Raw genomic sequence first — 24,524 nt, 5'->3', positions numbered from 1 at the left:
GGTGCCGGCGTGCGGACATGACGTGCGGCGAACACCAGGGATGGAACAATCGGTTGCGACGGCATCCATTGGCGTTGCGCGCTGCAGCGTCCATTTTTAGCGGCATCCATCCAACAGGAGTCACCATGAGCCTTCCCGAGCCGGTCCGCGTCCTGCGTACCATCCGTGGCATGCCCACCTCCGACGGTGCCGGTGTTCGCCTGACCCGGGTCATCGGCGGCCCCTCGCTGCCCGACCTCGATCCGTTCCTGCTGCTCGACGAATTCGGTACCGATCGCGCCGAGGACTACATCGCCGGTTTCCCCGAGCATCCGCATCGTGGTTTCGAGACCGTCACCTACATGCTCGATGGCCGCATGCGGCATCGCGACAATCACGGCAACGAGGGCCTGCTGACCCCGGGCAGCGTGCAGTGGATGACGGCCGGCCGTGGCCTGGTGCATTCGGAGATGCCCGAGCAGGAAAGCGGGCAGATGCGCGGCTTCCAGCTGTGGGTGAACCTGCCGGCGCGCGACAAGATGACCGCGCCGAAGTACCAGGAATTCGCTCCCGGGAAGATCCCGGTGGTGCAGCCGGCCGAAGGCGTGCAGGTCAAGGTGATCGCTGGCACGGTCGGGGGCACGGCGGGGCCGATCGCGCAGCCAGCCACCGATCCGCTGTATCTGGACATTGCACTGGAGGCCGATCGTGCCTGGACCTACTCCCTGCCCGAAGGCCACAACGCGTTCGTCTATGTGTTCGAAGGCGGGCTGACGGTGGGCGAGCAGGATGCTGCGCGCGACGTGGCGCGGCAGGAACTGGCGGTGCTGGGCGGCGGCGAGCAGTTGCATCTGTCTGCAGGCAGCGACGGTGCGCGGTTGATCCTGGTGGCGGGGCGTCCGTTGCGCGAGCCGGTGATGCGTCATGGCCCGTTCGTGATGAACACCCGCGAAGAGCTGATGCAGGCCTTTGTCGATTTCCAGGAAGGCAGGTTCTGAGGCGGGAGTGCCGGCCGCTGGCCGGCAACCTCCTGCAGTGCGCGCCGATCGGGTTGCCGGCCAGCGGCCGGCACTTCCCGCGGATCGGTCCATCGGGTGGGGACGCTGCAAGGCAGTCATCCCCACAACCCCTCAGCGGCCGTCGGCCACGGCAGAGGGCGTCAGGTTCATGCCCTGCGCAAGCTGCTGCAGCGTGCCCAGTTCCTGGGAACTGTCGGGATATAGCGCGATCTGCGCGTAGCGGCCCTTGTCCAGCTTGACCACGCTGATGCGGCGCTCGGCATAGCCCGGCGGCTCCTGGCCGCCCAGATCCGGCTGGTACCAGTACATCGATTCACCGGCAAAGCTGCCTTTTTCCTGGCGCAGCGAGCGGGTCAGCGGAATGCCCGGATCGCGCTGGCTGAGCATCAGGCTCAGTACTTCGCGCCCGTCACTGGTGGCCGCGCGGCAGACCAGGAAGCCGGACTGTGCCTGCTGCTGCCATTGCAGGCCGCTGCTGGCGGGCAACGAAGGACAGTCGACCGGGGCCTGCGCGCAGGCAGACGCCGCAACGAACAACAGGCTCGACAGAACAACAGGCGCGAACTTCATGCATCCCCCAAGGTGGCGTGTCGTTGGCACCGCCGGTGACACCGGCGGTCGAGGCATCCCATCCCCGGATGCCGTCCTGCCCGGCGAAAGCACGGGCGGATGACCAGACCTTAACGGAACGTGAGCGATCGCACAAATCGCGGTTACATCCGTAACCATTGCGGCCGAGGGTCGGCCGCAATGGCACGGTCGTGGCTCAGCGGTCGTTGCCGATCCACTTGTAGATGAGGCCGCCGATTGCACCGCCCAGCAGCGGGGCGACCCAGAACAGCCACAGCTGGCCGGTGGCGCCGCTGCCGGCGAAGAAGGCCACCGCCGTGGAGCGGGCCGGGTTAACCGACGTATTGGTCACCGGAATGCTGATCAGGTGGATCAGGGTCAGGGCCAGGCCGATGGCCAGCGGCGCGAAGCCCGCCGGCGCCTTGCCATGGGTCGCGCCCATGATCACGATCAGGAACACCGCCGTGAGCACCACTTCGCACAGGAACGCGGCCGCCACGCTGTAGCCACCGGGTGACAGCGCACCATAGCCGTTGCTGGCGAACGCACCGGCCTGGCTGCCATCAATGGCGAAGCCGCTGGCACCGGAGGCGATCTGCAGCAGGATGAAGCCGGCCAGCAGGCCGCCGGCCACCTGGGCGATGATGTAAGGCACCAGATCCTTGGTCGGGAAGCGGCCGCCGGCCCACAGGCCCACGCTGACCGCTGGATTGAAGTGCGCACCGGAGATATGGCCGAACGCGTAGGCGCCGGTCACCACGGTCAGGCCGAAGGCCAGGGCCACGCCAAGGAAACCGATACCCAGCGGATTGCCGTCGCCACCGAACTTGGCGGCCAGCACCGCACTGCCACAGCCACCCAGAACCAGCCAGAACGTGCCGAGGAACTCGGCGGACAAGCGTTTACCCATGCTCATGTGTTGCACTCCTTTGACGGTCTAAAGTGTGATTTATGTCACATTTCAGTATCAGCGGGTGACTGTAGCGTCAACGCCGGGTGCAGGGATACACCTTCGGATGTGTGCAACACGCGATGCTCAGTACTGGGGCAGGGGAATGAATTCCTTATCGTCGCCGGGAATGGTGCCGAAACGTCCGGCTTCCCAATCGTGCTTGGCCTGCTCGATGCGTTCCTTCGAACTGGACACGAAGTTCCACCACAGATGGCGCGGACCATCCAGCGGTTCGCCACCGAACAGCATCGCCTTCACCGGCGTCTTCGCGCGCAGGCGGCCGCGCGCCCCGGCTTCGGGAATCACCAGGTGCTGGGCAGGAATGTCCACACCATCCAGCTGCGCTTCGCCCTCGAGGATGTACAGCGCACGTTCGCGGTGGCCATCATCGATGTCGATCTCTGCATCCGGATCCAGGTCGATCGCCACGTTGAGCGTGTCGGCGAACACCTTGACCGGCGACTCCTCGCCATAGGCGCGTCCGGCGATGACGCGCAGCCATGCGCCGTTGCGGCGCTGCTCGGGCAGGGTGGCAGCCGCATGGTGGTAGAACGCCGGTTCGATTTCCTCATGCGACTTCGGCAGCGCGACCCAGGTCTGCATGCCGTGGATCGGGTTGTCATGGTCGCGGTCCGGTTGCGGCGTGCGCTCGGAATGGGCGATGCCACGGCCGGCGGTCATCCAGTTGACGTCACCGGGACGGATCACCTGGTCCGAGCCCAGCGTATCGCGGTGGCCGATGGCGCCCGACCACAGATAGGTGACGGTGGCCAGGCCGATATGCGGGTGTGGGCGCACGTCAATGGCCGTACCGGGGTGCATGAGTGCCGGGCCCATCTGGTCGACGAACACGAACGAACCGATGCTGCGGGCCTGCAGGGTGGGCACGGCGCGGCGCACTTCCAGGCCGCCGATGTCGTGTACGCGCGGGGCGATGATGGTGGTCATGCGGGCGTTCTCGCTGGCAGGGATCAAGGCGGTCAGCATCGCATGCGTTGGTTGCGGTGACATTCCCCGTCCGGGTAACAGGTTGTTCCAGCCAACGGCGCAGCCCCTCGTGGCTGGTCGAGCAATGCGCACCTCTTGGTTGGCCGGGCGGGTGGGTTGCGCAGGACACGCCGTAAACCCATCCATGGGGGCTCGATGGCGCCATCCATGGCGCCAACGGTCCTGCGCAACCCACCCGCCCGTCCTCTGAAAGTTTCCGGGTGCCGTCCAGCCACGGAGAAGAAAAAGAAAATCAAAATCAAATGCTGGTCGCTTCGCTCGCATCCACGCATGGCGTGGATCTACTGTCGACCAGGGTCGACACCTGCCAGCCATCGCAGTTCACCATCCGTCACCGGGAAACTGTCAGGGGTGGGGCGGTGTCGGGTTGCGGGGTGTCCGCGGCATGGATGCCGCGGCCAAGCCCCCAGGGATGGGTTTACGGCGTCCCCGCGACCCGACACCGCCCCGCCCAACAAACAGAAAAGCCAGAGCCGGCTGTTGCTCCGGCTCCGGCTCTGGCTCTGGCTTCGGCTGTTGCTGTTGCTGTTGCCTGCGGGTGCCGGGCCGCAGGCCCGGCCGATCAAACCACTGGTTCGCGCAGGACCGGGTTGTCCCAGCCCGGGCGCGGTGCGAAGCGATCACCGTGGCGCTGCTGCAGCGCCTTCAGGCGCTCCACGATGGCATCGGCACCCACCGCACGGATGTGCTGGATCGGACCGCCGCGGAACGGTGCGAAGCCGGTACCGAAGATCACGCCCGCATCCAGCAGGTCCGCGTCGGCCACCACGCCTTCGTGCAGGCACGCCACCGCCTCGTTCAACAACGGCAGGATCAGGCGATCTTCCAGATCGGCAGGCGCCTGATAGTCGCGCGCCACGTCCGGCTTCTTGGCCCGGCCGTTCTCCCAGGTGTAGATGCCCTGGCCATCCTTCTTGCCGCGCTTGTCCGGTTCCACCGTCTGCAGCGCCGCCGGAATCTGCAGGCCCAGGAACGGGGCCAGTTCCTTGCCCACGCCAGCAGCCACGTCCAGGCCTACGGTGTCGATCAGTTCGATCGGGCCCATCGGCATACCGAACTTCACCGCCGCCTTGTCGATCACCGGGCCCGGAATGCCTTCAGCGTACGCGGTGGCCGCTTCCAGCATGTACGGGAACAGCACGCGGTTGACCAGGAAACCGGGCGTGCCGGCCACCGGCACCGGGAACTTGCCCAGCGCCTTGCAGAAGGCTGCCAGGCGACGCTCGGTTTCAGCTGCCATGCCGTCGTGATGGATGATCTCCACCAGCGGCATCTGTGCCACCGGGTTGAAGTAATGCAGGCCGGCGAACTGCGCCGGGCGCTGGATGTGATCGCGCAGCTCTACCAGCGGAATCGACGAGGTGTTGGTGGTCAGCAACGCGTCGAGCTTCATCTTCGGCTCCAGCGTCTGGTACAGCGCACGCTTTGCTTCCGGGTTCTCGATGATCGCTTCGATGACCAGATCGGCCTGCGCCACGCCATTGCCTTCCAGGTCCGCACGCAGGCGCGCGGCGACGGCCGGGCGCTTGCTCTCGTCACGCACCTTCTTGGCGAACAGTGCCTGTGCACGTTCCATGGCCGGGTCGATGAAGCGCTGCTCGCGGTCCTGCAGGGTCACTTCAAAACCCTTGTAGGCGGCCCACGCAGCAATGTCACCGCCCATCACGCCGGCACCGACCACGTGCACGTGGCGGATGCCGGAATCGCCACCGCCCAGGCCCTTCAGGCGTTCGGTGAGGAAGAAGATGCGGATCAGGTTGCGCGCGGTCGGCGTGCTGGCCAGCTTCACCACGGCGCGTCGTTCGGCATCCAGGCGTGCCTGCACCGGCTTGCCGCCGCTGCGCTGCCAGGTGCTGATCAACGCATACGGCGCCGGGTACTGGTCCTTCTTCGCCTTGCGTGCAACCTGCTTGACCATCTGCGGGGCCAGCAGCTGGCGTGCCGGCCAGGTATTGGTCGCCCAGGCCAGCGCACGCTGCTTGAACGGGCGGGTGGTGCCGGACAGTGCCAGCGCCACGGCGGTATCGAGCACGACGGCCGGTGCCACCACCTTGTCGACCAGCCCGATGCCGCGTGCGGCCGAGGCCGACAGCGTGCGTCCGGTCAGCATCATGTCCATTGCCGCCGGTGCGCCGACCAGCTGTGGCAGGCGCGCGCTGCCGCCCCAGCCCGGGAAGATGCCCAGCTGGGTTTCCGGCAGGCCGATGCGGGTGGAACTGTCATTGGATGCAACGCGATAACGGCAGGCCAGGGCCAGCTCGGTACCGCCGCCCAGGCAATGGCCATGGATGGCGGCCACGGTCGGGCAGGGCAGTTCTGCCAGCTTCTGGTAGGTCGACTGGCCGCGGCGGATGGCGTCGTTGACGGTGCCGCGGCGATCGAACTCCTGGAACTCCTTCAGGTCGGCGCCGGCGATGAAGCCTGCCTTCTTGAGGGACTGGATCACCACGCCCTTGGGTGGGTCCATGGCGATGCGTTCAAGCAGATCGCCCAGCTCCAGCAGGACATCCTGCGACATTGCGTTGACACTGCTGTCCTGACGATCCAGGGAGAGGACCACCACGCCATCGTCGCGGATCTCGGGGTGCCAGTGGCTGAAGCGGAGACCATCGAAGCTTGAGAGCATGGACGTTCCATCCGGTTGTGTATGGAGAAGGGGGCTATGATCCAGAGGTTGTTTCCCCCGCGTCAAATCCCAATAGCAGGGGTATAGCGCCCCGGATCGCAGGCCTTGGACCGGAACGTTAACGGAACGGTGGTTAAAAGCTGGTGCGGCGCCAGGTGATCGGCGACTGAACTTTTCCCGGGATTGGCAGTCTCATTGCCCGACGTCGGTTGGGCTGACAGGAGTGCGGCCCCTCATGGCCGATGTTGATACACCTCAGGAGCTGGATCTGGAACTGGTCCGGCGCGTGCAGCACGGCGAGAGTGCCGCCTTCGATGTCCTGGTGCGCAAGTACCAGCATCGGGTCGTGGCCCTGGTCGGTCGCTACATCGCCGACTGGAGTGAATGTCAGGACGTGGCCCAGGACACTTTCATCCGTGCATACCGTGCGATTGGAAGCTTCCGCGGCGACGCCCAGTTCTCAACCTGGTTGCATCGGATCGCCGTGAACACCGCCAAAAACCATCTGGCTTCGCACAATCGCCGCCCGCCGACCGATGACATCGACATCGGCGACGCCGAGCAGTTCGACACCGGCACACGCCTGCGCGACACCGACACGCCCGAGCGTGAGTTGATGCGCCAGGAACTGGAACAGACGGTGATGAAGGCCGTCAACGCGCTGCCGGAAGAACTCCGGTCGGCGATCACCCTGCGCGAGGTGGAAGGCCTGAGCTACGAGGAAATCGCGCAGAAGATGGGGTGCCCGATCGGCACCGTGCGTTCACGGATCTTCCGGGCGCGCGAGGCGATCGACACCGAACTCCGGCCGCTGCTGGACATCGGCAGTGCCACCCGCGAGAAGAGCCGTATATGACCCGCATTCCGAACAACGAATCGCACAACCACCAGTCTCCCGCCGGGCAACGCCTGGACGAACGCCATCGCCAGCAGTTGTCGGCGCTGGTCGACGGCGAGCTGGGGGCAGACGAGGCGCGCTTCCTGGTGCGCCGCATGGAACACGATCCGGAACTGGCTGGCTGCCAGGAACGCTGGCAGCTGCTGGGTGATGTCATGCGCGGCCACGCGTCGCTGCTGGCACCGGCCGGTTTCAGTGCCGCCGTGGCTGCCGCCATCGCCGCCGAGCCCGCACCGCTGGCCGAGCCGAAGCGTCAGGCCCGCCGTAGTGGTTGGCGTGCATGGGGCGGCGGTGCGCTGGCCGCTTCGGTTGCTGCCGTAGCGCTGTTCGTCGGCCGCGAAAAACTGCAGGAGGCGCCGCCAGTGGATGTCTCCGCACCGCAGGTGATCGCCAGCCAGGCGCAGTTGCCGCCGGCATCGGAGCAACCGGCTGCCGTTACCGAGGCGTCGGTGGACACTGCTGCGATGGCCGTGGCCAGCGTGCCGGCGGTGGCCATGGCCGCTGCCAGCCGTCGCCAGGATGTGCGCCGCGCCAGCGCCACCCGCAGCCAGCAGGCCGCACGCGTGGCCCAGCGCGATGACGCGCCGCTGCGCGCGGTTGCCAGCCAGGCGCCGCTGACCCCGACCATGCCCGCCGGTAGCGCGCGCAATCTGCCCTTTGGCGAGGTCGGCAACCTGCAGGCTCGGCCGTGGCCGCGCTCCAGCCTGGCGCCCGCCGCCGGTGGCGCCCTCAATGCCAGTTTCCCGGCCCATGCCGGTGGCGCTGCGTTCTATCCGTTCGAGCCACGCCTGCAGGACGACCTGCCGGCGTCGCAACGCCCGCGCGACTGAGCCGGGTACCGTTCCACGCCCCGCCGTCGGCGGGGCGCTTCCTTCCCTTTCCATCCGACCCGGAGGTTGCCGTCCGATGACTCCCCGACTCCGCACGCATGCCATTGGCCTGTTCGCCCTGACCCTGCCGCTGGTGGCCTGTGCCCAACCGGCGGCGCCTGCCGCCCAGCCGCAGGCCGCCGCCGCCGCGGCGGCGCCACGCGCACCGGCGCAGCCGTTGGTCAGCGGTCTGCCTGACTTCACCAACCTGGTTGAGCAGGTCGGCCCCGGTGTGGTCAACGTCGACACCACCATCGTCCGCAGCAACCGCCAGGCGCGGGGCGGCATGGGCCCGGGCGATGACGAGATGCCCGAGTTCTTCCGCCGCTTCTTCGGCCCGGATTTCCCGATGCCCGGGCAGGGGCCAGGCGGGCAGGACGGCGGCCCCAGCATCAAGGGCCGGGGCATGGGCTCGGGCTTCATCATTTCGCCTGACGGCTACGTGCTGACCAATTACCACGTGGTCGCCGACGCCAGCGAAGTGAAGGTCAAGCTCGGCGATCGTCGCGAGTTCACCGCCAAGGTGGTCGGCAGCGATCAGCAGTACGACGTCGCCCTGCTGAAGATCGACGGCAAGAACCTGCCGACCGTGCGCGTGGGTGATTCCAACAGCCTGAAACCCGGTCAGTGGGTTGTCGCGATCGGCTCACCGTTCGGCCTCGACCACTCGGTTACCGCTGGCGTGGTCAGTGCCCTCGGCCGCAACACCGGTGGACCGGACCAGCGCTACGTGCCGTTCATCCAGACCGACGTGGCGATCAACCAGGGCAATTCCGGCGGCCCGCTGCTGAACACCCGTGGTGAGGTGGTCGGCATCAACTCGCAGATCTTCTCGGCTTCGGGTGGCTACATGGGCATCAGCTTCGCGATCCCGATCGACCTGGCGATGAGCGCGGTCGAGCAGATCAAGAAGACCGGCAAGGTCACCCGTGGCCAACTCGGCGCGGTGGTCCAGGAAATCGACGGCCTGAAGGCACAGGCGATGGGCCTGCCCGACAGCCGCGGCGCGCTGGTCAACCAGATCGTGCCGGACAGCGCTGCGGCCAAGGCCGGGGTCAAGATCGGTGACGTGATCCGCACGGTGAACGGTGCGCCGGTCAACAGCTGGTCCGATCTGCCGCCGCTGATCGGGGCGATGGCGCCGGGCAGCCGCATCACCCTGGGCGTGATCCGCGATGGCAAGCCGCGTGACCTGAGCGCGACCCTGACCGCTCTGGCCGAGGATACGCAGGGCAATGCCCGCAGCCCGTCCGCAGGCAATGACACCGCAGCTCCGCAGACCGGCGCCAATGCCCTGCTGGGGTTGGACGTTGCCGACCTGACTGCGCCGCAACGCAAGCAGCTGGGCCTGGAGGCGGGCGAGGGTGTCCGCATCACCGCCGTGAAGGGTGAGGGCGCCCGTGATGCAGGCCTGTCAGGTGGCATGGTGATCCTGCAGGTGGCCAGCACCCCGGTCGGCAGCGTTGAAGCCCTGAACCGCGCGCTGTCCGGCTATAAGAAGGGCGATGTGGTCATGCTGCTGGTCCGTACCGGCAGCGGCAACAGCGCCTTCGTCGCGGTCAAGGCCGGCCCGTAACAACCGATGGCCGCCTTCACGGCGGCCCTCGTGGTGTCCCCGAAGCCCCGCCCTGGCGGGGCTTCGGCCATTCCGGGGCCGTGCGGGCAGGCCAACCACGCGGCGGCCCTCCGGGCATGCGATAATCGACCGTTACCCTGACGACGCCGCGCGCCGCCGCCACCTCTCTATGTCCTCTGATTCGATGCGGAACATCCGCAACTTCTCCATCATCGCCCACGTCGACCACGGCAAGTCCACGCTGGCCGACCGCATCATCCAGCTCTGTGGCGGCCTCCAGGCCCGCGAGATGGAAGCGCAGGTGCTCGACTCCAACCCGATCGAGCGCGAGCGTGGCATCACGATCAAGGCGCAGTCGGTGTCGCTGCCGTACGTGGCGAAGGACGGCCAGACCTACCACCTGAACTTCATCGACACCCCGGGTCACGTCGACTTCTCCTATGAAGTCAGCCGCTCGCTGGCCGCCTGCGAGGGCGCGCTGCTGGTGGTCGATGCGGCCCAGGGCGTGGAAGCGCAGTCGGTGGCCAACTGCTACACCGCCGTGGAGCAGGGGCTGGAAGTGGTGCCGGTGATCAACAAGATCGACCTGCCCACCGCCGATATCGAGCGCGCCAAGGCCGAGATCGAGGCCGTGATCGGCATCGATGCCAGCGATGCCGTGCCGGTCAGCGCCAAGACGGGCCTGAACGTGGTCGACGTGCTGGAAGCGATCGTGCATCGCATTCCGCCGCCGGTGCCGCGCGATACCGACAAGCTGCAGGCGCTGATCATCGACTCGTGGTTCGACAACTACCTGGGCGTGGTCTCGCTGGTGCGCGTGATGCAGGGCGAGATCAAGGCCGGTGACAAGCTGCAGGTGATGTCCACCGGCCGCAACCACCAGGTCGACAACGTCGGCGTGTTCACCCCGAAGCGCAAGGTGCTGCCGGTACTGCGCGCGGGCGAAGTGGGCTGGGTCACCGCCAGCATCAAGGACGTGCACGGCGCGCCCGTCGGTGACACCCTCACCCTCGCTGCCGACCCGGCGCCGAAGCCGCTGCCGGGCTTCCAGGAAATGCAGCCGCGCGTGTTCGCCGGCCTGTTCCCGGTCGATGCCGAGGACTACCCGGACCTGCGCGAAGCGCTGGACAAGCTGCGCCTGAACGATGCCGCGCTGCGCTTCGAGCCGGAAAGCTCCGAAGCGATGGGCTTTGGTTTCCGCTGCGGCTTCCTCGGCATGCTGCACATGGAAATCGTGCAGGAGCGCCTGGAACGCGAATACAACCTGGACCTGATCAGCACCGCGCCGACGGTGGTGTATGAAGTCCTGAAGACCGATGGCACGATCATCAACATGGACAACCCGGCCAAGCTGCCGCCGGTGAACCATGTGCAGGAGATCCGCGAGCCGATCATCCGCGCCAACGTGCTCACTCCCGAGGAGTACATCGGCAACATCATCAAGCTGTGCGAAGAAAAGCGCGGCAGCCAGATCGGCATCAACTACCTGGGCAGCCAGGTGCAGATCAGCTACGAGCTGCCGATGGCCGAAGTGGTGCTGGATTTCTTCGACAAGCTGAAGTCGGTCAGCCGTGGCTATGCCTCGCTGGACTACCACTTCGTGCGCTTCGATGCCGGTCCGTTCGTGCGCGTGGACGTGCTGATCAACGGCGACAAGGTCGATGCGCTGTCGCTGATCGTGCATCGCAGCCATGCCGATCGTCGTGGTCGCGAGCTGTGCGAAAAGATGAAGGACCTGATCCCGCGCCAGCAGTTCGACGTGGCCATCCAGGCCGCCGTCGGCTCGCAGATCATCTCGCGCACCACGGTCAAGGCCATGCGCAAGAACGTTCTGGCCAAGTGCTATGGTGGCGACGTTTCGCGCAAGAAGAAGCTTCTGGAAAAGCAGAAGGAAGGCAAGAAGCGCATGAAGCAGGTCGGCCGCGTGGAAATTCCGCAGGAAGCCTTCCTGGCCGTGCTGCAGATGGACAACAAATAAGCCCCGAAACCGGCCTTCGGGCCGATCGTCCGGTGACGTTGCAAAGGACCCTGAATGAAACTGTTTGAGATCCTCCTGGTCGTGCTGACCCTGGCCTCCGGCCTGATCCTGCTGGCCGACAAGCTGTACCTGGCCAAGCGTCGCGCCCAGCGCGCCGGCCTTCTCGACACCGAGCCGGTGCTGGTGGACTACTCGCGTGCGTTCTTCCCGGTGCTGGCGATCGTGCTGATCGTGCGCAGCTTCATCGCCGAACCGTACAAGATCCCGTCCAGCTCGATGATGCCGAACCTGCTGATCGGCGATTTCATCCTGGTCAACAAGTTCTCCTATGGCCTGCGCCTGCCGATCACCAACACCCGCTTCGTGCCGGTCGGCGATCCGGCCCGTGGTGACGTGGTGGTGTTCCACTTCCCCGGCCATGGCGACAACGACCCGGCCAAGGGCGAGAACTTCATCAAGCGCGTGATCGGCGTGCCGGGTGACACCGTCGTGTTCGAAGGCGACGGGGTGATCCTCAACGGCGAACCGCTGAAGTACGACAACAAGGGCATCTACGCCGGCCACAAGGGCCAGGGCGAGGGCGCCAACCTGCTGGTCGAGCACCTGCCGGGCCGTACCCACACCGTGCTGGAGACCGATTATCCGCGTGGCCAGGGCCAATGGACCGTGCCGGCCGGCAAGTACCTGGTGATGGGCGACAATCGCGACAACAGCGACGACGGCCGTTTCTGGGGCCTGCTGCCGGAAGAGAACCTGCGCGGCAAGGCATTCCTGATCTGGCTGAACTGCCAGGGCTGGTTCTGCAAGGACGGCTTCGAACCGTCGCGGATCGGCTCGAGCATCAACTGACTTCACATCCACTCGCGTATCTGGGGAGAACGCAATGAAGACGATGAACACGCAGCGCGGCATGACCCTGACCTCGTTCCTGACGGTCCTGATCGTGGTTGGCTTCTTCCTTTACATCGGCATGAAGCTGTTCCCGATGTACCAGGAGTATTACGCGGTGCGCTCGGCGATGAAGAGCCTGGCCAAGGAGCCCGGCATCGGCAGCATGGCGCCGGCCAACATCCAGGACCTGTTCTTCAAGCGGCTGTACATCAACTACTCGGACAACGTGAAGCCGGCCAACGTCAAGTTTGATCGCCGCGACAATGGCTGGACCCTCAAGGTCAACTACGAAGTGCGCCGCCAACTGGTCGGCAACCTGGATGTGGTTGGCAAATTCGATTCTTCCCAGGACCTGACCCGTAGCGGTGCCGAATAAATCTTTCCAACGTGAAGACCTGATCGGTCATGCCTTCCGCGATCCAGACCTGCTCAAGCAGGCGCTGACCCATCGCAGTGCCGGCGCGCCGCATAACGAGCGGCTGGAGTTCCTTGGCGACAGCATCGTCAACATGATGGTCGCCGAGGCGTTGTACCTGCGCTGGCCCAAGGCAGACGAAGGCGCGATGACCCGCGCCCGCGCCGAGCTGGTGCGCGAAGGCGCGCTGGCGGTGATCGCGCGGACCCTGCAGCTGGGTGACCGGCTGACGATGGGGCCTGGCGAAATGAAGTCCGGCGGCCATCGCCGCGACTCGACCCTGGCCGATGCATTCGAGGCTGTGGTCGCAGCGATCTACCTGGATGTGGGTTTTGAAGCCTGCCGGGCGCTGGTCCTGCCCTGGTTTGCCGCCTCGATGGAGGCGCTGCCGGCCACCGGGCGACCGGAGAAGGACCCCAAGACCCGCCTGCAGGAATGGCTGCAGGGCCGACAGAAGGCGTTGCCACAGTACGAACTGGTGTCAGAATCCGGTGACGACCACGCCAAACACTTCCGGGTACGCTGCAACGTAGCCGACCCCGCCGCCAGCACCGAGGGCGAAGGCTCCTCGCGGCGGATTGCCGAACAACAAGCGGCTGCGGCCGTCCTTGAACAACTGGATTCCAAGTGAGCGAACAAACTCCCCATCATTGCGGCAGCGTGGCCGTCATCGGCCGCCCCAACGTGGGCAAATCGACCCTGACCAATGCCTTGGTCGGGGCCAAGGTCAGCATCGTGTCCAACCGGCCGCAGACCACCCGTCACCGCCTGCTGGGCATCGCCACCTACCCGGAAGGGCAGCTGGTGCTGGTCGACACGCCCGGCCTGCATAAGGTGCAGAAGCGGGCGATGAACCGGGTCATGAACCGCGCTGCCCGCGGCTCGCTGGAAGGCGTCGACGCCGGCCTGCTGGTGATCGAAGCCGGTCGCTGGGACGAAGAGGACAGCCTGGCCTTCAACGTGCTGCGCGACGCCGGTATCCCGGTGGTGCTGGTGGTCAACAAGATCGACCGCATGAAGGACAAGGGCGCACTGCTGCCGTTCCTGCAGGAAGTGACCGCCGGCCGTGATTTCTCGTCGGTGCATCCGATTTCGGCGCAGAAGCGCAACGGCCTGGAAGCCCTGGTCCGTGACGTGCTGGCGCTGTTGCCGGAAGCCCCGCCGATGTTCGGCGAAGACGAGATCACCGACCGCAGCCAGCGCTTCCTGGCCGGCGAACTGGTGCGTGAACAGCTGATGCGCCAGTTGGGCGAAGAGCTGCCGTACGCCACCACGGTGGAGATCGAGCGCTTCACCGAGGACGGCAACCTGCTGCGCATCGGTGCGGTGATCTGGGTCGAGCGCGAAGGCCAGAAGGCGATCGTAATCGGCAAGGGCGGCACGCGCCTGAAGGAGATCGGGGCCAAATCCCGCCTGCAGATGGAGCGTCTGTTCGGGGCCAAGGTGTTCCTGGAAACCTGGGTGCGCGTGCGTGAGGGCTGGTCCGATGACGAGGCCGCGCTGAAGGCCTTCGGCTACGAATAAGCCGCGACGGTCGCTTCGATGCTGATCGAGGACGACACCGGCTTCGTGCTGCATGCGCGGGCCTACCGCGAGACCAGCTTGCTGGTCGAGGTATTGAGCGCCGAGCATGGCCGTATCGGCCTGCTCGCGCGTGGAGTTTCCACGGCCAAGGGCCAGGTGCTGCGAGCGGCCCTGCAGCCCCTGCAGTGGATCCGCTTCAGCGCGTTGCAGCGTGGCGAACTGGCCCAGCTGCGCGGTGCTGAAGCGCTGGATGTGGCGCCGCGCCTGCTCGGCCAGGCCATGCTGGCCGGGTTCTATCTCAGTGAACTGACCCTGCGGCTGGCACCGCGCCAGGATCCGTTGCCGGAGTTGTACCTGGCCTACGGCGAAGCCCGTGCCCGCCTGGCCGTGGGGGCAGGACTGGCCTGGACCCTGCGCCGTTTCGAACGCGAGCTGCTGGCGGCGCTGGGCGTGGGCTTCGATCTGGAAACGGCCAGCGATGGACAGCCGATCGACCCGGCGGCGCGCTATGAACTGGACCCGCAGGAAGGACCGCAGCGCCTGCTCAGCGAGCGTGGCGGCGAGCGTCGCGCGGCGGCTACGGGCTCGGCGCTGTTGGCGCTGGCAGCCGACGACGAACCGGACGCCGCCGATCTGGCCAGCCTGCGCCTGCCGATGCGGCGGGTGCTGTCCCATCACCTTGGCGCGCGCGGGTTGAAGTCGTGGGAGATGCTGGAGCAGCTGACACCCCGGCGTTGAGGGGTGTTCGGCAGGGCTTGCAGCCCTGCACCTGCCGAGGCCAAGGCACGAGCCAGAGCAACAGCAACAGCAACAGCAACAGCGTGCATTCCGTGGGTAGGCGGGGTGGGTCCGATTGCGGGGGACGCCGTAAACCCGTCCATGGGGGCTTGGCCGCGGCATCCATGCCGCGGACACCCCCGCAACCGGACCCACCCCGCCTTCGACAGATCTCCGCAATCTGTCGGGATGGCATGGCCTGCTCTTGGTAGGTGTCGACCTTGGTCGACACGTAGATCCACGCCATGCGTGGATGCTCTTCGTTCAAGTGTCGAAATATTCGATTTCGATGGAGATTCATCCACGCATGGCGTGGATCTACCAGATCGCGGAAATCTGTCAGAGGCGGGGCGGTGTCGGAGTGCGGGGTGTCAGCCGCATGGGCCCGAGGCATGCCTCGGGCGGGTTGGGCAGGACGCCCAACCCCGGTCTTGCCGTGTGCTCAGGAGAGCGCACACGAGCAAGCGGCGACCAAGCCCCCATGGATGGGTTCACGGCGGCCCCGCAAACCCACAGTGCCCCGCCATCCCGCAGGAAGCCGCTTTGGCTGTTGCCGTTGCTCCGGCTGTTGCCTCTGCAGGTGCAGGGCGCAGCCCTGCCGACCAACCCTCAGTGCAGCAGCGCAGCCACCGCCGCGCGGAACCCCGCCTGTGCCTGCCCCGATTCGGGCGTGTGATGCAGCTGCCGTACCGCACGTGCCAGTCGCGCTGCACCCACGAACCCGCAGCTGGCCTGTAACCGGTGCAGCTGGCTGCGCAGCTGGCGCTCGTCATGCTGGTCCACCGCCTGTTCGACCGCATCGCGCACGCCCGGCAGTTCGGCCAGGAACAGCTCGCGCAGGGCGATCAGGTGGTTGCGTTGGCCATTGAGCGCGGCCAGGGCGGCGGTTTCGTCCCAGTCCTCCAGGGCCAGCTCGACCGCCGCCGGCGGCACCGTGGAACCGGCGGGGCTGTTGACCAGCGCACGACGGACCGCCTTCAGCAGTTGGTCACGGCCCAGCGGTTTGACCAGGGTGTCGCTGAAACCCGCCTCGCGCAGGCGTGCGTGAATGGCAGCATCGCCGTCGGCGGTATGCGCCAGCGCCGGGGTGTCCGGGTGCGAGCGGCGCAGCTGGTGCAACAGCTGGGCACCATTGCCATCAGGCAGGTTGACGTCGATCAGCCACAGATCGTGGGCACCGGGCTCGGCGCGCGCCAAGGCGCTGGCCAGTGAGTCGGCGGTGTCCACGTCCGCTGGTAACGTTTCCAACGCCGCTTTGAAAAAACCGCGGCTGATGATGTCGTCCTCGACAAGCAGGAAGCGGGGTCGACTGGCCCGCGGGGTCATCTGCATCAGGGCTGCCTCCATGTCAGCTGGGGTCAATCATCAAGCACGGCGGCGGCGGGCGCAAGCGGCCAGCGGCCCCGCTGGTCAGGATCTGCGACAATACGCCCCCACTTTTGCCCGCAGCCTGTTGCCACGTGGCCCGATCCCGCTCCCGTATCGACCGTACTCCCTTCCAGACCGAGATCCTCGACCTCAGCCATGATGGTCGCGGTGTTGCCCGCCGTGAAGGCGAGGGCGGCAAGGTCACCTTCATCAGCGGCGCCCTGCCGGGCGAAGTGGTGATGGCCGAACAGACCGCCCGCAGCCGCCACTTCGATGAGGCGCGCACGGTGGAAGTGCTGCAGGCCTCGCCGCAGCGGGTGACCCCCAAGTGCCCGCATTTCGGCACCTGCGCCGGCTGCGTGCTGCAGCACCTGGACGAAGACCAGCAGATCGTCGCCAAGCAGCGCGTGCTGATGGACAACCTGGAGCGCATCGGCCATGTGAAGCCGGGCACCGTGCTGCCGCCGCTGGTGGGTGACAGCTGGGGCTACCGCCGCAAGGGCCGGTTCTCGGTGCGCCGGGTCGAGAAGAAGGACAAGACCCTGGTCGGCTTCCGCGAGCAGGACCCGCGCTTCGTCGCGGACCTGCAGCAGTGCCTGACCGTGATCCCGGAAATCGGCACCAAGGTGGAGGTGCTGTCGACCTTCATCGAATCCCTGGATGGCAAGCGCGACATCCCGCAGATCGAGTTCATCGCCGGTGACCAGGCCGTGGTGCTGACCGTGCGCCACCTGCAGCCGCTGAGTGATGCCGATCGCGCCGCCTGGGCGGCCTTCGGCCAACAGCACGGCTTTGTCATCTACCTGCAGTCGGGTGGCGTGGATACCGTGCAGCCGCTGGACGGGCAGGGCGTGGCGCTTTCGTTCCGGCTGGCGCCGTGGGATGTCGAACTGGCGTTCCGTCCGCTGGATTTCATCCAGGTCAACGCCAAGCTCAACGAGAAGATGATCGCCCACGCGCTGGACCTGCTTGAACCGGGTGCCGATGAGCGGGTGCTGGACCTGTTCTGTGGCCTGGGCAACTTCACCCTGCCGCTGGCGCGCAAGGTGCGCGAAGTGGTGGGCGTGGAAGGTGATGCCGGGCTGGTGGCGCGTGCGCGTGAGAACGCCGAGCGCAACGGGCTGGCCAACGCGCAGTTCTACAGCGCCGACCTCACCCAGGACCAGCGCAGCACGGCGTGGATGCGCCAGGGCTTTGACAAGCTGCTGCTGGATCCGCCGCGTTCGGGCGCCATCGAAGTGCTGCAGCAACTGCCGTTGAAGCAGTTCAAGCGCATCGTCTATGTCAGCTGCCATCCGGGCTCGCTGGCCCGCGATGCAGGCTACCTGGTCAACGAACAGGGCTTCACCCTGGTCAGCGCCGGTGCGATGGACATGTTCCCGCATACCGCGCACGTGGAAAGCATCGCGGTGTTCGAAAAGCGCTGATGCCTGCAGCGCCGGGGGCTGCCCGGCGCGTGCTTTGCCGCTTGCAGGCAGGCAATGCGGTCAGTCGGCCGGGGCGTTCTGCCACTGGCCGTCCACGCGCACGAAGGCCATCGACTGCTCGCCGTGCTCGCTGCCGTCGCCTGCGCGCACGGTGCATTCGATGGCGGCCCTGTCGCTGGCGACCTCGCAGTTCCTCACTTCCTGCACCTGCAGGGTGCTGGCAGCCTGTTCGAAGCGTGCGCGCAGGGCAGGGTCGGCCTGCTGCTGCGCTTGCCCGGCGATCCGTTCGCGCAACAGCGCCTGCACCCTTTCCCGGGGCGGCGCCGGTACGGGCACATTGCGCTGGTCAGGCAGGGTCCACACGCCGTCCACCAGCGCCAGCCGCAGCAGCTGCGGTCGCGATTCGATGCCTGCGCTGGCGGTGGCGATGCAATCGACGGCGTCGCCGGCCTCGGCGGGGGCACAGCTGTCCAGGGTTTGCAGGCGGGGCCGGAAGGTCTCGGCAACCAGGCGGCTGCTGTCGCTGGCGGGGCGATCGGCAATGGCCTGATCAAACATCCCGTCCATTGCGGCCTGTGCCTGCTGCAGCGAAGGTACGACCGCCGATCCGGCGCTGGCAACGGCGCACGGCAGCAGCGCCGACAGGGCAAGACAGCGACGAAGGCGATGGGAAAGCATCATGAGCGACCATTCCGTGGTTGGGGGCCGCGCAGTGTAGTCGTGCCCGTCGCCGCGCCGATAGGCAGCGTCTGGCGTGAGCCGCATACTGTGCCCATGGGCATCGAAATCGAACGCAAATTCCTCGTCACCCATGATGGGTGGCGCACCGCCGCGCACCGGGTCATCCCGATGGCGCAGGGCTACATCAACGATCTGGGCGCGCTCGACCGCGGCACCCAGAACGCCTCGGTGCGGGTCCGCATTGAAGGCGACAAGGCCGCGCTGAACCTGAAGTCGCGCACCTTGGGCCATACCCGGCAGGAGTTCGACTACCCGATTCCGGTGCAGGATGCGCGCGACCTGCTGGCACTGTGCGTCGGCGGCCTGATCGACAAGCGCCGGCATCTGGTCGAGTACGCCGGCCTGACCTGGGAAGTGGACGAGTTCCTCGGCGACAACGCCGGCCTGGTGGTCGCCGAGGTCGAGCTGGACAGCGCCGACCAGGTCATCGACCTGCCGGACTGGATCGGCGCCGAAGTGACCGACGACGCCCGCTACTACAACGTCGCTCTGGCCAGTCGCCCCTATTCACAGTGGTGAAACCCTCCGTCCCCTTTTTTCGAGGGTGTCGGCCCCCATGTCGGGGGGATGAGAATCGACATCTACTCCGACGTGGTCTGCCCCTGGTGCTGGATCGGCAAGCATCGCTTCCAGCAGGGTGTGCAGTTGCTGGGCGCCGATGCGCCCGAACTCGAGATCCACTGGCAGCCGTTCCAGCTTGACCCCGATGCGGACGCCACCCCGGTGCCACTGCGCGAGGCCTATGTGCGCAAGTTCGGCGGTGCCGAGCGCACCGAGCAGATTCTGGGCCAGACCCAGACCGCTGCGCGGGCCGAGGGCCTGCCGATGGACTTCAGCCAGGGCCAGGTGCGGGTGACCACGCTGCCGGCGCATCGCCTGCTGTGGCTGGCTGGCCAGCACGGCGTGCAGGAGGCGGTCGGTGAGGCGCTGTTCCGCGCCCATTTCGAGCATGGACAGAATCTGGCCGACCCGGCGGTGCTGGTCGCGGCCGGCGCCGCCGGTGGCCTTGCCGCAGACGAGATCCAGCAGATACTGGCCGGCGATCGTGGCCTGGCCGAAGTGGAAGCGAGCCTGGCGCAGGCCCATGCACTGGGTATCTCCTCGGTGCCCACCTTCGTCATCGATGGTCGCTGGGCGGTTTCCGGAGCCCAGCCACCGGAAGCCTTCGCCAACGCGCTGCGCCAGATCGCCGCCGAGCAGGCGGCAGGGCAGGGCGCGGAGGGTGCCCCGGACGGCGGCGACGACGCCTGCGGCGCGGACGGCTGCAAGGTCTGACCGACCCGCAAAAGGGGACGGAGGGGATTGAGTCGCATCCGGCACCAGTGGGTCGATTGCGCCTTGATCCCCTCCGTCCCCCTTTTTGACCACTGCGCCTGTTGGCCGGTTCTGCGACAATGCGGCACTGCGCCATGCGGGCGCCCGTTGTGGAGATCGACCATGCTGCTGATCGGCGTTGCCGGTACTGAACTGACCGCCCAGGAACGCGAGTGGCTGCAGCACGATGCTGTGGCCGGGGTGGTGCTGTTCAAGCGCAACTTCGCTTCACGGCAGCAGGTGACCGAACTGTCCGCGGCGATCCGCGCCGCCGCACCGCGTCCGCAGTTGATCTGCGTGGACCAGGAAGGCGGTCGCGTGCAGCGCTTCCGCGAGGGCTTCAGCGAGCTGCCGCCGCTGCAGGACATCGGTGCCCAGTTCGCCAGGGATCCGGACGCTGCGCTGGCATTGGCCGAGCAGCACGCCTGGCTGATGGCCAGTGAAGTCCGTGCCAGCGGCGTGGACCTGAGTTTCGCCCCGGTGGTCGATCTTGGCCGTGGCAATCGCGCCATCGGCAACCGTGCCTTCAGTGAAGACCCGCAGGTCGTGGCCGCGTTCACCGCCGCCTACGTGCGCGGCATGCACGCGGTCGGCATGGCCGCCACCCTCAAGCATTTCCCCGGCCATGGCACCGTGCTGGAAGACACCCATGTGGATACCGCAATCGATCCGCGTGCGCTGGATGAACTGCGCGCACAGGATCTGGTTCCGTTCGCGGCCGGTATCGCCGCCGGCGCCGATGCGGTGATGATGGCGCACGTGATCTACCCGCAGGTCGCACCGGAACCCGCTGGTTACTCGCCGCGCTGGATCCAGCAGATCCTGCGTGGTGAGCTCGGCTTCCGCGGTGTGGTGTTCTCCGATGACATCGGCATGGCCGCTTCGCACAGCGCCGGTGGCGTGCCGGCGCGGGTGCACGCGCATCTGGATGCCGGCTGCGATGTGGTTCTGGTCTGCCACCCGGAGCTGGTCGATGAAGCCCTGCACGCGGTGCAGGGACGCTCCCTCAATACCGCTGCGCTGCTGGGCCTGCTCGGCCGCGGCGCGCTTGGCTGGGATGGCCTGCTGGCCGATGCCCGCCATGGCGACACCCAATCCCGTCTGCTGCAAACCCTTGGAAGAACCGTCTGATGCCGAACCTCACCATTTCCCAGGCCCTGGCCCAAGCCGACCTGCTGGTCGACCGTCCCACCATCGACAAGGCCATTGCCGGCATCGCCGACGCCATTGCGCGCGATTACCAGGGCGAGGTGCCGCTGTTCCTGTCGATCATGCACGGTGCGCTGCCGTTCGCAGGCCAGCTGGCACTGGAGCTGGGCGCGCGTGGCCAGGACGTGCAGTTCGATTACCTGCACGCCACCCGCTACCGCGGTGAGACCACTGGCGGTGACCTGGTGTGGAAGCACAAGCCGGCCACCGCGCTGTTCGGCCGCCGCGTGCTGCTGGTCGATGACATCCTCGACGAGGGTTACACCCTGCAGGGCGTGCGCACCTGGTGCCTGGAGCAGGGCGCGACCGACGTGCGCATTGCCGCGATGACCGTGAAGAAGCACGATCGCGCGCTGCCGGACGTCACCGCCGACTATGCCGGCATCGAGCTGCCGGATCGCTACGTGTTCGGTTTCGGCATGGACGTCAACGAAACCCTGCGCTGCGTGCCGGCCATCTACGCGATGAAGGAATAACAACGCGGCCGCTTGCGGCTTGCGTTTCCTGCCGCCGGCATCCTCGGGTGCCGGCGTTCTTTTTTCTCTGGAGTGCTTTCCATGCAACAGATCGCCCTGGCCGTGATTGGCGGTACCGGTGTCTACAACCTGGCCAAGCTTGACGACGTGCAGACCCACGAAGTCGACACCCGCTTCGGCAAGCCGTCCGGCCCGGTGCGGGTCGGGACATTGCTCGGTCATCGCGTGGCCTTCCTTGCACGCCATGGTGAAGGCCATTCGCTGCCGCCGCACAAGATCAACTACCGGGCCAACCTGGCCGCGCTGCAGCAGATTGGCGCGCAGCGGGTGCTGGCGCTGAACACGGTCGGTGGCATCGGTGACGATTTCGGTCCGCGCGTGCTGGCCTGCCCGGATCAGGTAATCGATTACACCTGGGGCCGCATCAGCACGATCTGCGAAGAAGAGGGCACCGACGTGGTGCACGTCGACTTCGGCCATCCGTATACGCCGATGCTGCGCAGCAAGATCCTGGCGGCGGCGAAGGTGACCGGTGTGAAGGTCCACGATGGCGGCTGCTATGGCGCGACCCAGGGCCCGCGTCTGGAAACCATCGCCGAGATCGCGCGCATGCGCCGCGATGGCTGCGATCTGGTCGGCATGACCGGCATGCCCGAAGCGGCGCTGGCGCGTGAGCTGGGGCTGGATTACGCCTGCCTGGCGATCGTTGCCAACTGGGCCGCTGGGTGCGGTGATGGTGAGGAGATCACCATGGCCGAAGTGCTCGCCAATGTGCAGGCCGCCAGCAACGGACTTCCGGAACTGGTCGGCGAATTGGCGCGGGGGTGATTGTCTTCGCGTAACAAGCTTTGCATACTCAGCTTGTGCGCGGGTTCAGCGTACACCACCCATTCATTGCATAAGGTCACGCATCACCATGCCGAACGGTACCGTCAAGTGGTTCAACGACGCCAAGGGATTTGGCTTCATCTCGCCGGAGGACGGCAGCGCCGACGTCTTCGCGCACTTCTCCGCGATCAACCCCAAGGGCTTCCGCAGTCTGCAGGAAGGCCAGAAGGTCACCTACGACGTGACCCAGGGCCCGAAGGGCGCCCAGGCCTCGAACATCGTTCCGGCCGAGTGATCCACTCGATAGTGCGTTGAAAACCCCGCTTCGGCGGGGTTTTTTTTTGCTGGCCGTGAAGATGCTCTTGCGGCGGGAGCGCCTGTCCTTGCGTGCGAATGTCCCCCGGCGCCGGCCTGCGGCCATCGCCTCCTCCTTTACTTCGCACGCAAGGACAGGCGCTCCCGTTGCGGAATCGCGCGCGCCAACAGATGCCATGAAAGCTGAGCGCCGCCACCACTGCCGGCTCTCATGCGAAGTAAAGGAGGAGGCAGCCGCGCAGAGGCTGCCGGGGGACATTCGCAGGAGAGCCGGCAGTGGTGGCGGAGCCCGATGCACATCTGCTCGGAAGAGGGGGCAGCTGATGTACCGCCCCTGCGCCGATGGCACAATGCGGTCATGACGGAACGACTGCGCATCGCCGTGATTGGATACGGCACCGCTGGCCAGGCATTGGCCATCCTGCTCACCCGTGATGGCCACGAGGTGGAGATCTTCGAACGCGTGCCGACCCCCGGGCCGGTGGGTGCGGGATTCCTGCTGCAGCCCAGCGGACTGCAGGTGCTGTGGCAGATGGGCCTGCTCGATGCCGTGCGTGGCTACGCCATGCCGGTGCACCGGCTGTATGGCGATACGCCGTGCGAGCGCGCGGTGATGGACATGGGCTATGACGGCCTGGATGCGCGCCTGCACGGCATGGGCATGCAGCGCGGGGCGTTGTTCTCGGTGCTGGACCAAGCGCGTGAAGGCGCCGGCGAGCTGCACGTGGGCACGACCATCGTCGAGGTCGATCACCAGCAGGGGCGGCTGCGCGACAGCGACGGTCGCACGCACGGACCGTTCGATCTGGTGGTTGCCGCCGACGGCGCTGCGTCCACGCTGCGCAACGCCGTCGACGGTGGTGCGGCGCTGGACCGCGTGTACCAGTGGGGCGCGCTGTGGTGCCTGTTGCCGGCCGAAGACTGGCCACACATGCAGCAGCTGCGGCAGCGCTACGTCGCCGCGCGCAAGATGATCGGCCTGCTGCCGGTGGGCACCCGACCCGGTGACGACACGCCTCGCCTGAGCTTCTTCTGGAGCCTGCCGCGTGCGGATTTCGACCGCTGGCAGGGCGACGGCATGGCGCCGTGGCTGGAAGAACTGCATGCGCTGTGGCCACAGGCGGGCGCGCGCTTCGCCCATCTGCGTGACGCTGGTCAACTGGCGCGCGCGGTGTACCGCGATGCCGTGATGAAGCGTTGGCATCAGGGGCGGCTGGTGCTGGCAGGCGATGCAGCACATGCGATGAGCCCGCAGCTGGGGCAGGGCGTGAACATGGCGCTGCTGGATGCACTGGCACTGCGTGACGCCTTGCGCACCCACGGCGGTGGCGAACCGGCATTGCAGGCCTACCAGGCGCAACGACGTGCGCATGTGGCGGTCTATCAGCGCTGGAGCCGCTGGCTGACGCCGCTGTTCCAGTCCGATCGCGATGCGTGGGCAAAGGCGCGCGATGTGCTGTTGGGACCGATGGGACGACTGCCTGGCGGGCGTGGGCACATGCTGCGCGTGCTCAGCGGCACCCAGCACGGATGGCTGGGCGCGTTGCCGCTCGATCCGGCATTCATCCAGGCGCTTGCCGCTGCGCCCCTGCCGCTCCAGGGCGTGGAAATGCCGGCCACCGCGTGAAGCCCTTCGTTACGGCATTTAACGATTGCCTCACCCCGTATGTGCGACAAGAGATGAGCACGCGGCAGCCGCGTCGCCCGCTTTCCTTTCCGTGATCGATCATCGCGTGGCCCGGGTGGCGCCGCCGTCGTTGCCTG

General features: G+C 66.8%; 24 protein-coding genes. 18 read left to right on the top strand and 6 right to left on the bottom strand.

Translation table 11 applies throughout. The features are described 5' to 3' along the window. Nucleotides 1-125: 125 nt before the first annotated feature. The gene (locus tag AC07UW_RS15120; protein ID WP_495212332.1) at nt 126-977 is read left to right on the top strand and encodes a pirin family protein; all 852 of its coding nucleotides are present in this window, start codon (nt 126-128) and stop codon (nt 975-977) included. A 132-nt stretch (nt 978-1,109) separates the two neighbouring features. On the opposite strand, the gene AC07UW_RS15115 is transcribed toward AC07UW_RS15120, so the two are convergent. The 4 genes from AC07UW_RS15115 to AC07UW_RS15100 form a co-directional block, all read right to left on the bottom strand. Next, complete coding sequence (locus AC07UW_RS15115; protein ID WP_313250854.1) at nt 1,110-1,568, bottom strand: hypothetical protein; 459 nt, start codon at nt 1,566-1,568, stop codon at nt 1,110-1,112. Between the two features lie 196 nt (nt 1,569-1,764). After that, nucleotides 1,765-2,484: an aquaporin Z gene (gene aqpZ / locus AC07UW_RS15110; protein WP_312786562.1), complete on the bottom strand. Its 720-nt coding sequence runs from the start codon at nt 2,482-2,484 to the stop codon at nt 1,765-1,767. A gap of 120 nt (nt 2,485-2,604) precedes the next feature. Further along, complete coding sequence (locus AC07UW_RS15105) at nt 2,605-3,468, bottom strand: pirin family protein (RefSeq protein WP_049427674.1); 864 nt, start codon at nt 3,466-3,468, stop codon at nt 2,605-2,607. Between the two features lie 622 nt (nt 3,469-4,090). Then, nucleotides 4,091-6,154, bottom strand: a complete 2,064-nt coding sequence (locus tag AC07UW_RS15100; protein ID WP_025877101.1) for a 3-hydroxyacyl-CoA dehydrogenase NAD-binding domain-containing protein — start codon at nt 6,152-6,154, stop codon at nt 4,091-4,093. Nucleotides 6,155-6,389: 235 nt separating this feature from the next. Here AC07UW_RS15100 and rpoE point away from each other — a divergent pair, with 235 nt between their 5' ends. From rpoE to recO, 9 genes are all read left to right on the top strand, one after another. Next, complete coding sequence (gene rpoE / locus AC07UW_RS15095) at nt 6,390-7,010, top strand: RNA polymerase sigma factor RpoE (RefSeq protein WP_032977088.1); 621 nt, start codon at nt 6,390-6,392, stop codon at nt 7,008-7,010. Then, entirely contained in the window at nt 7,007-7,882 is an 876-nt protein-coding gene (locus AC07UW_RS15090; protein WP_495212331.1) for a sigma-E factor negative regulatory protein, read from the top strand. The genes rpoE and AC07UW_RS15090 overlap by 4 nt, the downstream gene beginning before the upstream one ends. A gap of 76 nt (nt 7,883-7,958) precedes the next feature. After that, complete coding sequence (locus tag AC07UW_RS15085) at nt 7,959-9,497, top strand: DegQ family serine endoprotease (protein WP_495212330.1); 1,539 nt, start codon at nt 7,959-7,961, stop codon at nt 9,495-9,497. 184 nt (nt 9,498-9,681) lie between these two features. Further along, nucleotides 9,682-11,475: a translation elongation factor 4 gene (gene lepA / locus AC07UW_RS15080; RefSeq protein WP_223496127.1), complete on the top strand. Its 1,794-nt coding sequence runs from the start codon at nt 9,682-9,684 to the stop codon at nt 11,473-11,475. A gap of 54 nt (nt 11,476-11,529) precedes the next feature. Further along, nucleotides 11,530-12,324, top strand: a complete 795-nt coding sequence (gene lepB / locus AC07UW_RS15075; RefSeq protein ID WP_025877111.1) for a signal peptidase I — start codon at nt 11,530-11,532, stop codon at nt 12,322-12,324. A 34-nt stretch (nt 12,325-12,358) separates the two neighbouring features. Further along, on the top strand, nt 12,359-12,742 hold the full coding sequence (locus AC07UW_RS15070; protein ID WP_089236423.1) for a DUF4845 domain-containing protein: 384 nt from the start codon (nt 12,359-12,361) through the stop codon (nt 12,740-12,742). Beyond that, nucleotides 12,732-13,412: a ribonuclease III gene (gene rnc / locus AC07UW_RS15065; protein ID WP_495212329.1), complete on the top strand. Its 681-nt coding sequence runs from the start codon at nt 12,732-12,734 to the stop codon at nt 13,410-13,412. The genes AC07UW_RS15070 and rnc overlap by 11 nt, the downstream gene beginning before the upstream one ends. Further along, nucleotides 13,409-14,305 (top strand): GTPase Era, encoded by an 897-nt coding sequence (era, locus tag AC07UW_RS15060; RefSeq protein WP_025877117.1) that lies wholly within the window; start codon nt 13,409-13,411, stop codon nt 14,303-14,305. The genes rnc and era overlap by 4 nt, the downstream gene beginning before the upstream one ends. A gap of 18 nt (nt 14,306-14,323) precedes the next feature. Continuing rightward, nucleotides 14,324-15,043, top strand: a complete 720-nt coding sequence (recO, locus tag AC07UW_RS15055) for a DNA repair protein RecO (protein ID WP_336030903.1) — start codon at nt 14,324-14,326, stop codon at nt 15,041-15,043. A gap of 648 nt (nt 15,044-15,691) precedes the next feature. Here recO and AC07UW_RS15050 read toward each other — a convergent pair. Next, nucleotides 15,692-16,414 (bottom strand): Hpt domain-containing response regulator, encoded by a 723-nt coding sequence (locus AC07UW_RS15050; RefSeq protein WP_025879186.1) that lies wholly within the window; start codon nt 16,412-16,414, stop codon nt 15,692-15,694. Between the two features lie 128 nt (nt 16,415-16,542). Between AC07UW_RS15050 and rlmD the strand changes: the two genes are divergently transcribed. After that, nucleotides 16,543-17,877: a 23S rRNA (uracil(1939)-C(5))-methyltransferase RlmD gene (gene rlmD / locus AC07UW_RS15045; protein WP_025879185.1), complete on the top strand. Its 1,335-nt coding sequence runs from the start codon at nt 16,543-16,545 to the stop codon at nt 17,875-17,877. 60 nt (nt 17,878-17,937) lie between these two features. On the opposite strand, the gene AC07UW_RS15040 is transcribed toward rlmD, so the two are convergent. After that, complete coding sequence (locus tag AC07UW_RS15040) at nt 17,938-18,558, bottom strand: hypothetical protein (protein WP_258266638.1); 621 nt, start codon at nt 18,556-18,558, stop codon at nt 17,938-17,940. Between the two features lie 93 nt (nt 18,559-18,651). Between AC07UW_RS15040 and AC07UW_RS15035 the strand changes: the two genes are divergently transcribed. The 7 genes from AC07UW_RS15035 (at nt 18,652) to AC07UW_RS15005 (ending at nt 24,387) form a co-directional block, all read left to right on the top strand. After that, nucleotides 18,652-19,137, top strand: a complete 486-nt coding sequence (locus AC07UW_RS15035) for a CYTH domain-containing protein (protein WP_025879183.1) — start codon at nt 18,652-18,654, stop codon at nt 19,135-19,137. Between the two features lie 48 nt (nt 19,138-19,185). Then, on the top strand, nt 19,186-19,893 hold the full coding sequence (locus tag AC07UW_RS15030) for a DsbA family oxidoreductase (protein ID WP_495212328.1): 708 nt from the start codon (nt 19,186-19,188) through the stop codon (nt 19,891-19,893). A 162-nt stretch (nt 19,894-20,055) separates the two neighbouring features. After that, nucleotides 20,056-21,063, top strand: coding sequence for a beta-N-acetylhexosaminidase (nagZ, locus tag AC07UW_RS15025; protein WP_313250956.1), 1,008 nt, complete (start codon nt 20,056-20,058; stop codon nt 21,061-21,063). Beyond that, a complete protein-coding gene (locus AC07UW_RS15020) occupies nt 21,063-21,617 on the top strand; it encodes a hypoxanthine-guanine phosphoribosyltransferase (RefSeq protein ID WP_025879180.1) in 555 nt (184 codons plus the stop codon). The genes nagZ and AC07UW_RS15020 overlap by 1 nt, the downstream gene beginning before the upstream one ends. 81 nt (nt 21,618-21,698) lie before the next feature. Further along, nucleotides 21,699-22,445, top strand: coding sequence for an S-methyl-5'-thioinosine phosphorylase (locus AC07UW_RS15015; RefSeq protein ID WP_025879179.1), 747 nt, complete (start codon nt 21,699-21,701; stop codon nt 22,443-22,445). An 88-nt stretch (nt 22,446-22,533) separates the two neighbouring features. Beyond that, nucleotides 22,534-22,740 (top strand): cold-shock protein, encoded by a 207-nt coding sequence (locus AC07UW_RS15010; protein WP_495212327.1) that lies wholly within the window; start codon nt 22,534-22,536, stop codon nt 22,738-22,740. 378 nt (nt 22,741-23,118) lie between these two features. Continuing rightward, on the top strand, nt 23,119-24,387 hold the full coding sequence (locus AC07UW_RS15005; protein WP_495212326.1) for an FAD-dependent oxidoreductase: 1,269 nt from the start codon (nt 23,119-23,121) through the stop codon (nt 24,385-24,387). Nucleotides 24,388-24,524 lie beyond the last annotated feature (137 nt).

The organism is Stenotrophomonas sp. GW821-FHT02D01 (genome assembly GCF_059421765.1).
The sequence above is the reverse complement of the archived record's forward strand: the minus strand, read 5'-3'. Positions and strand labels throughout refer to the sequence as shown.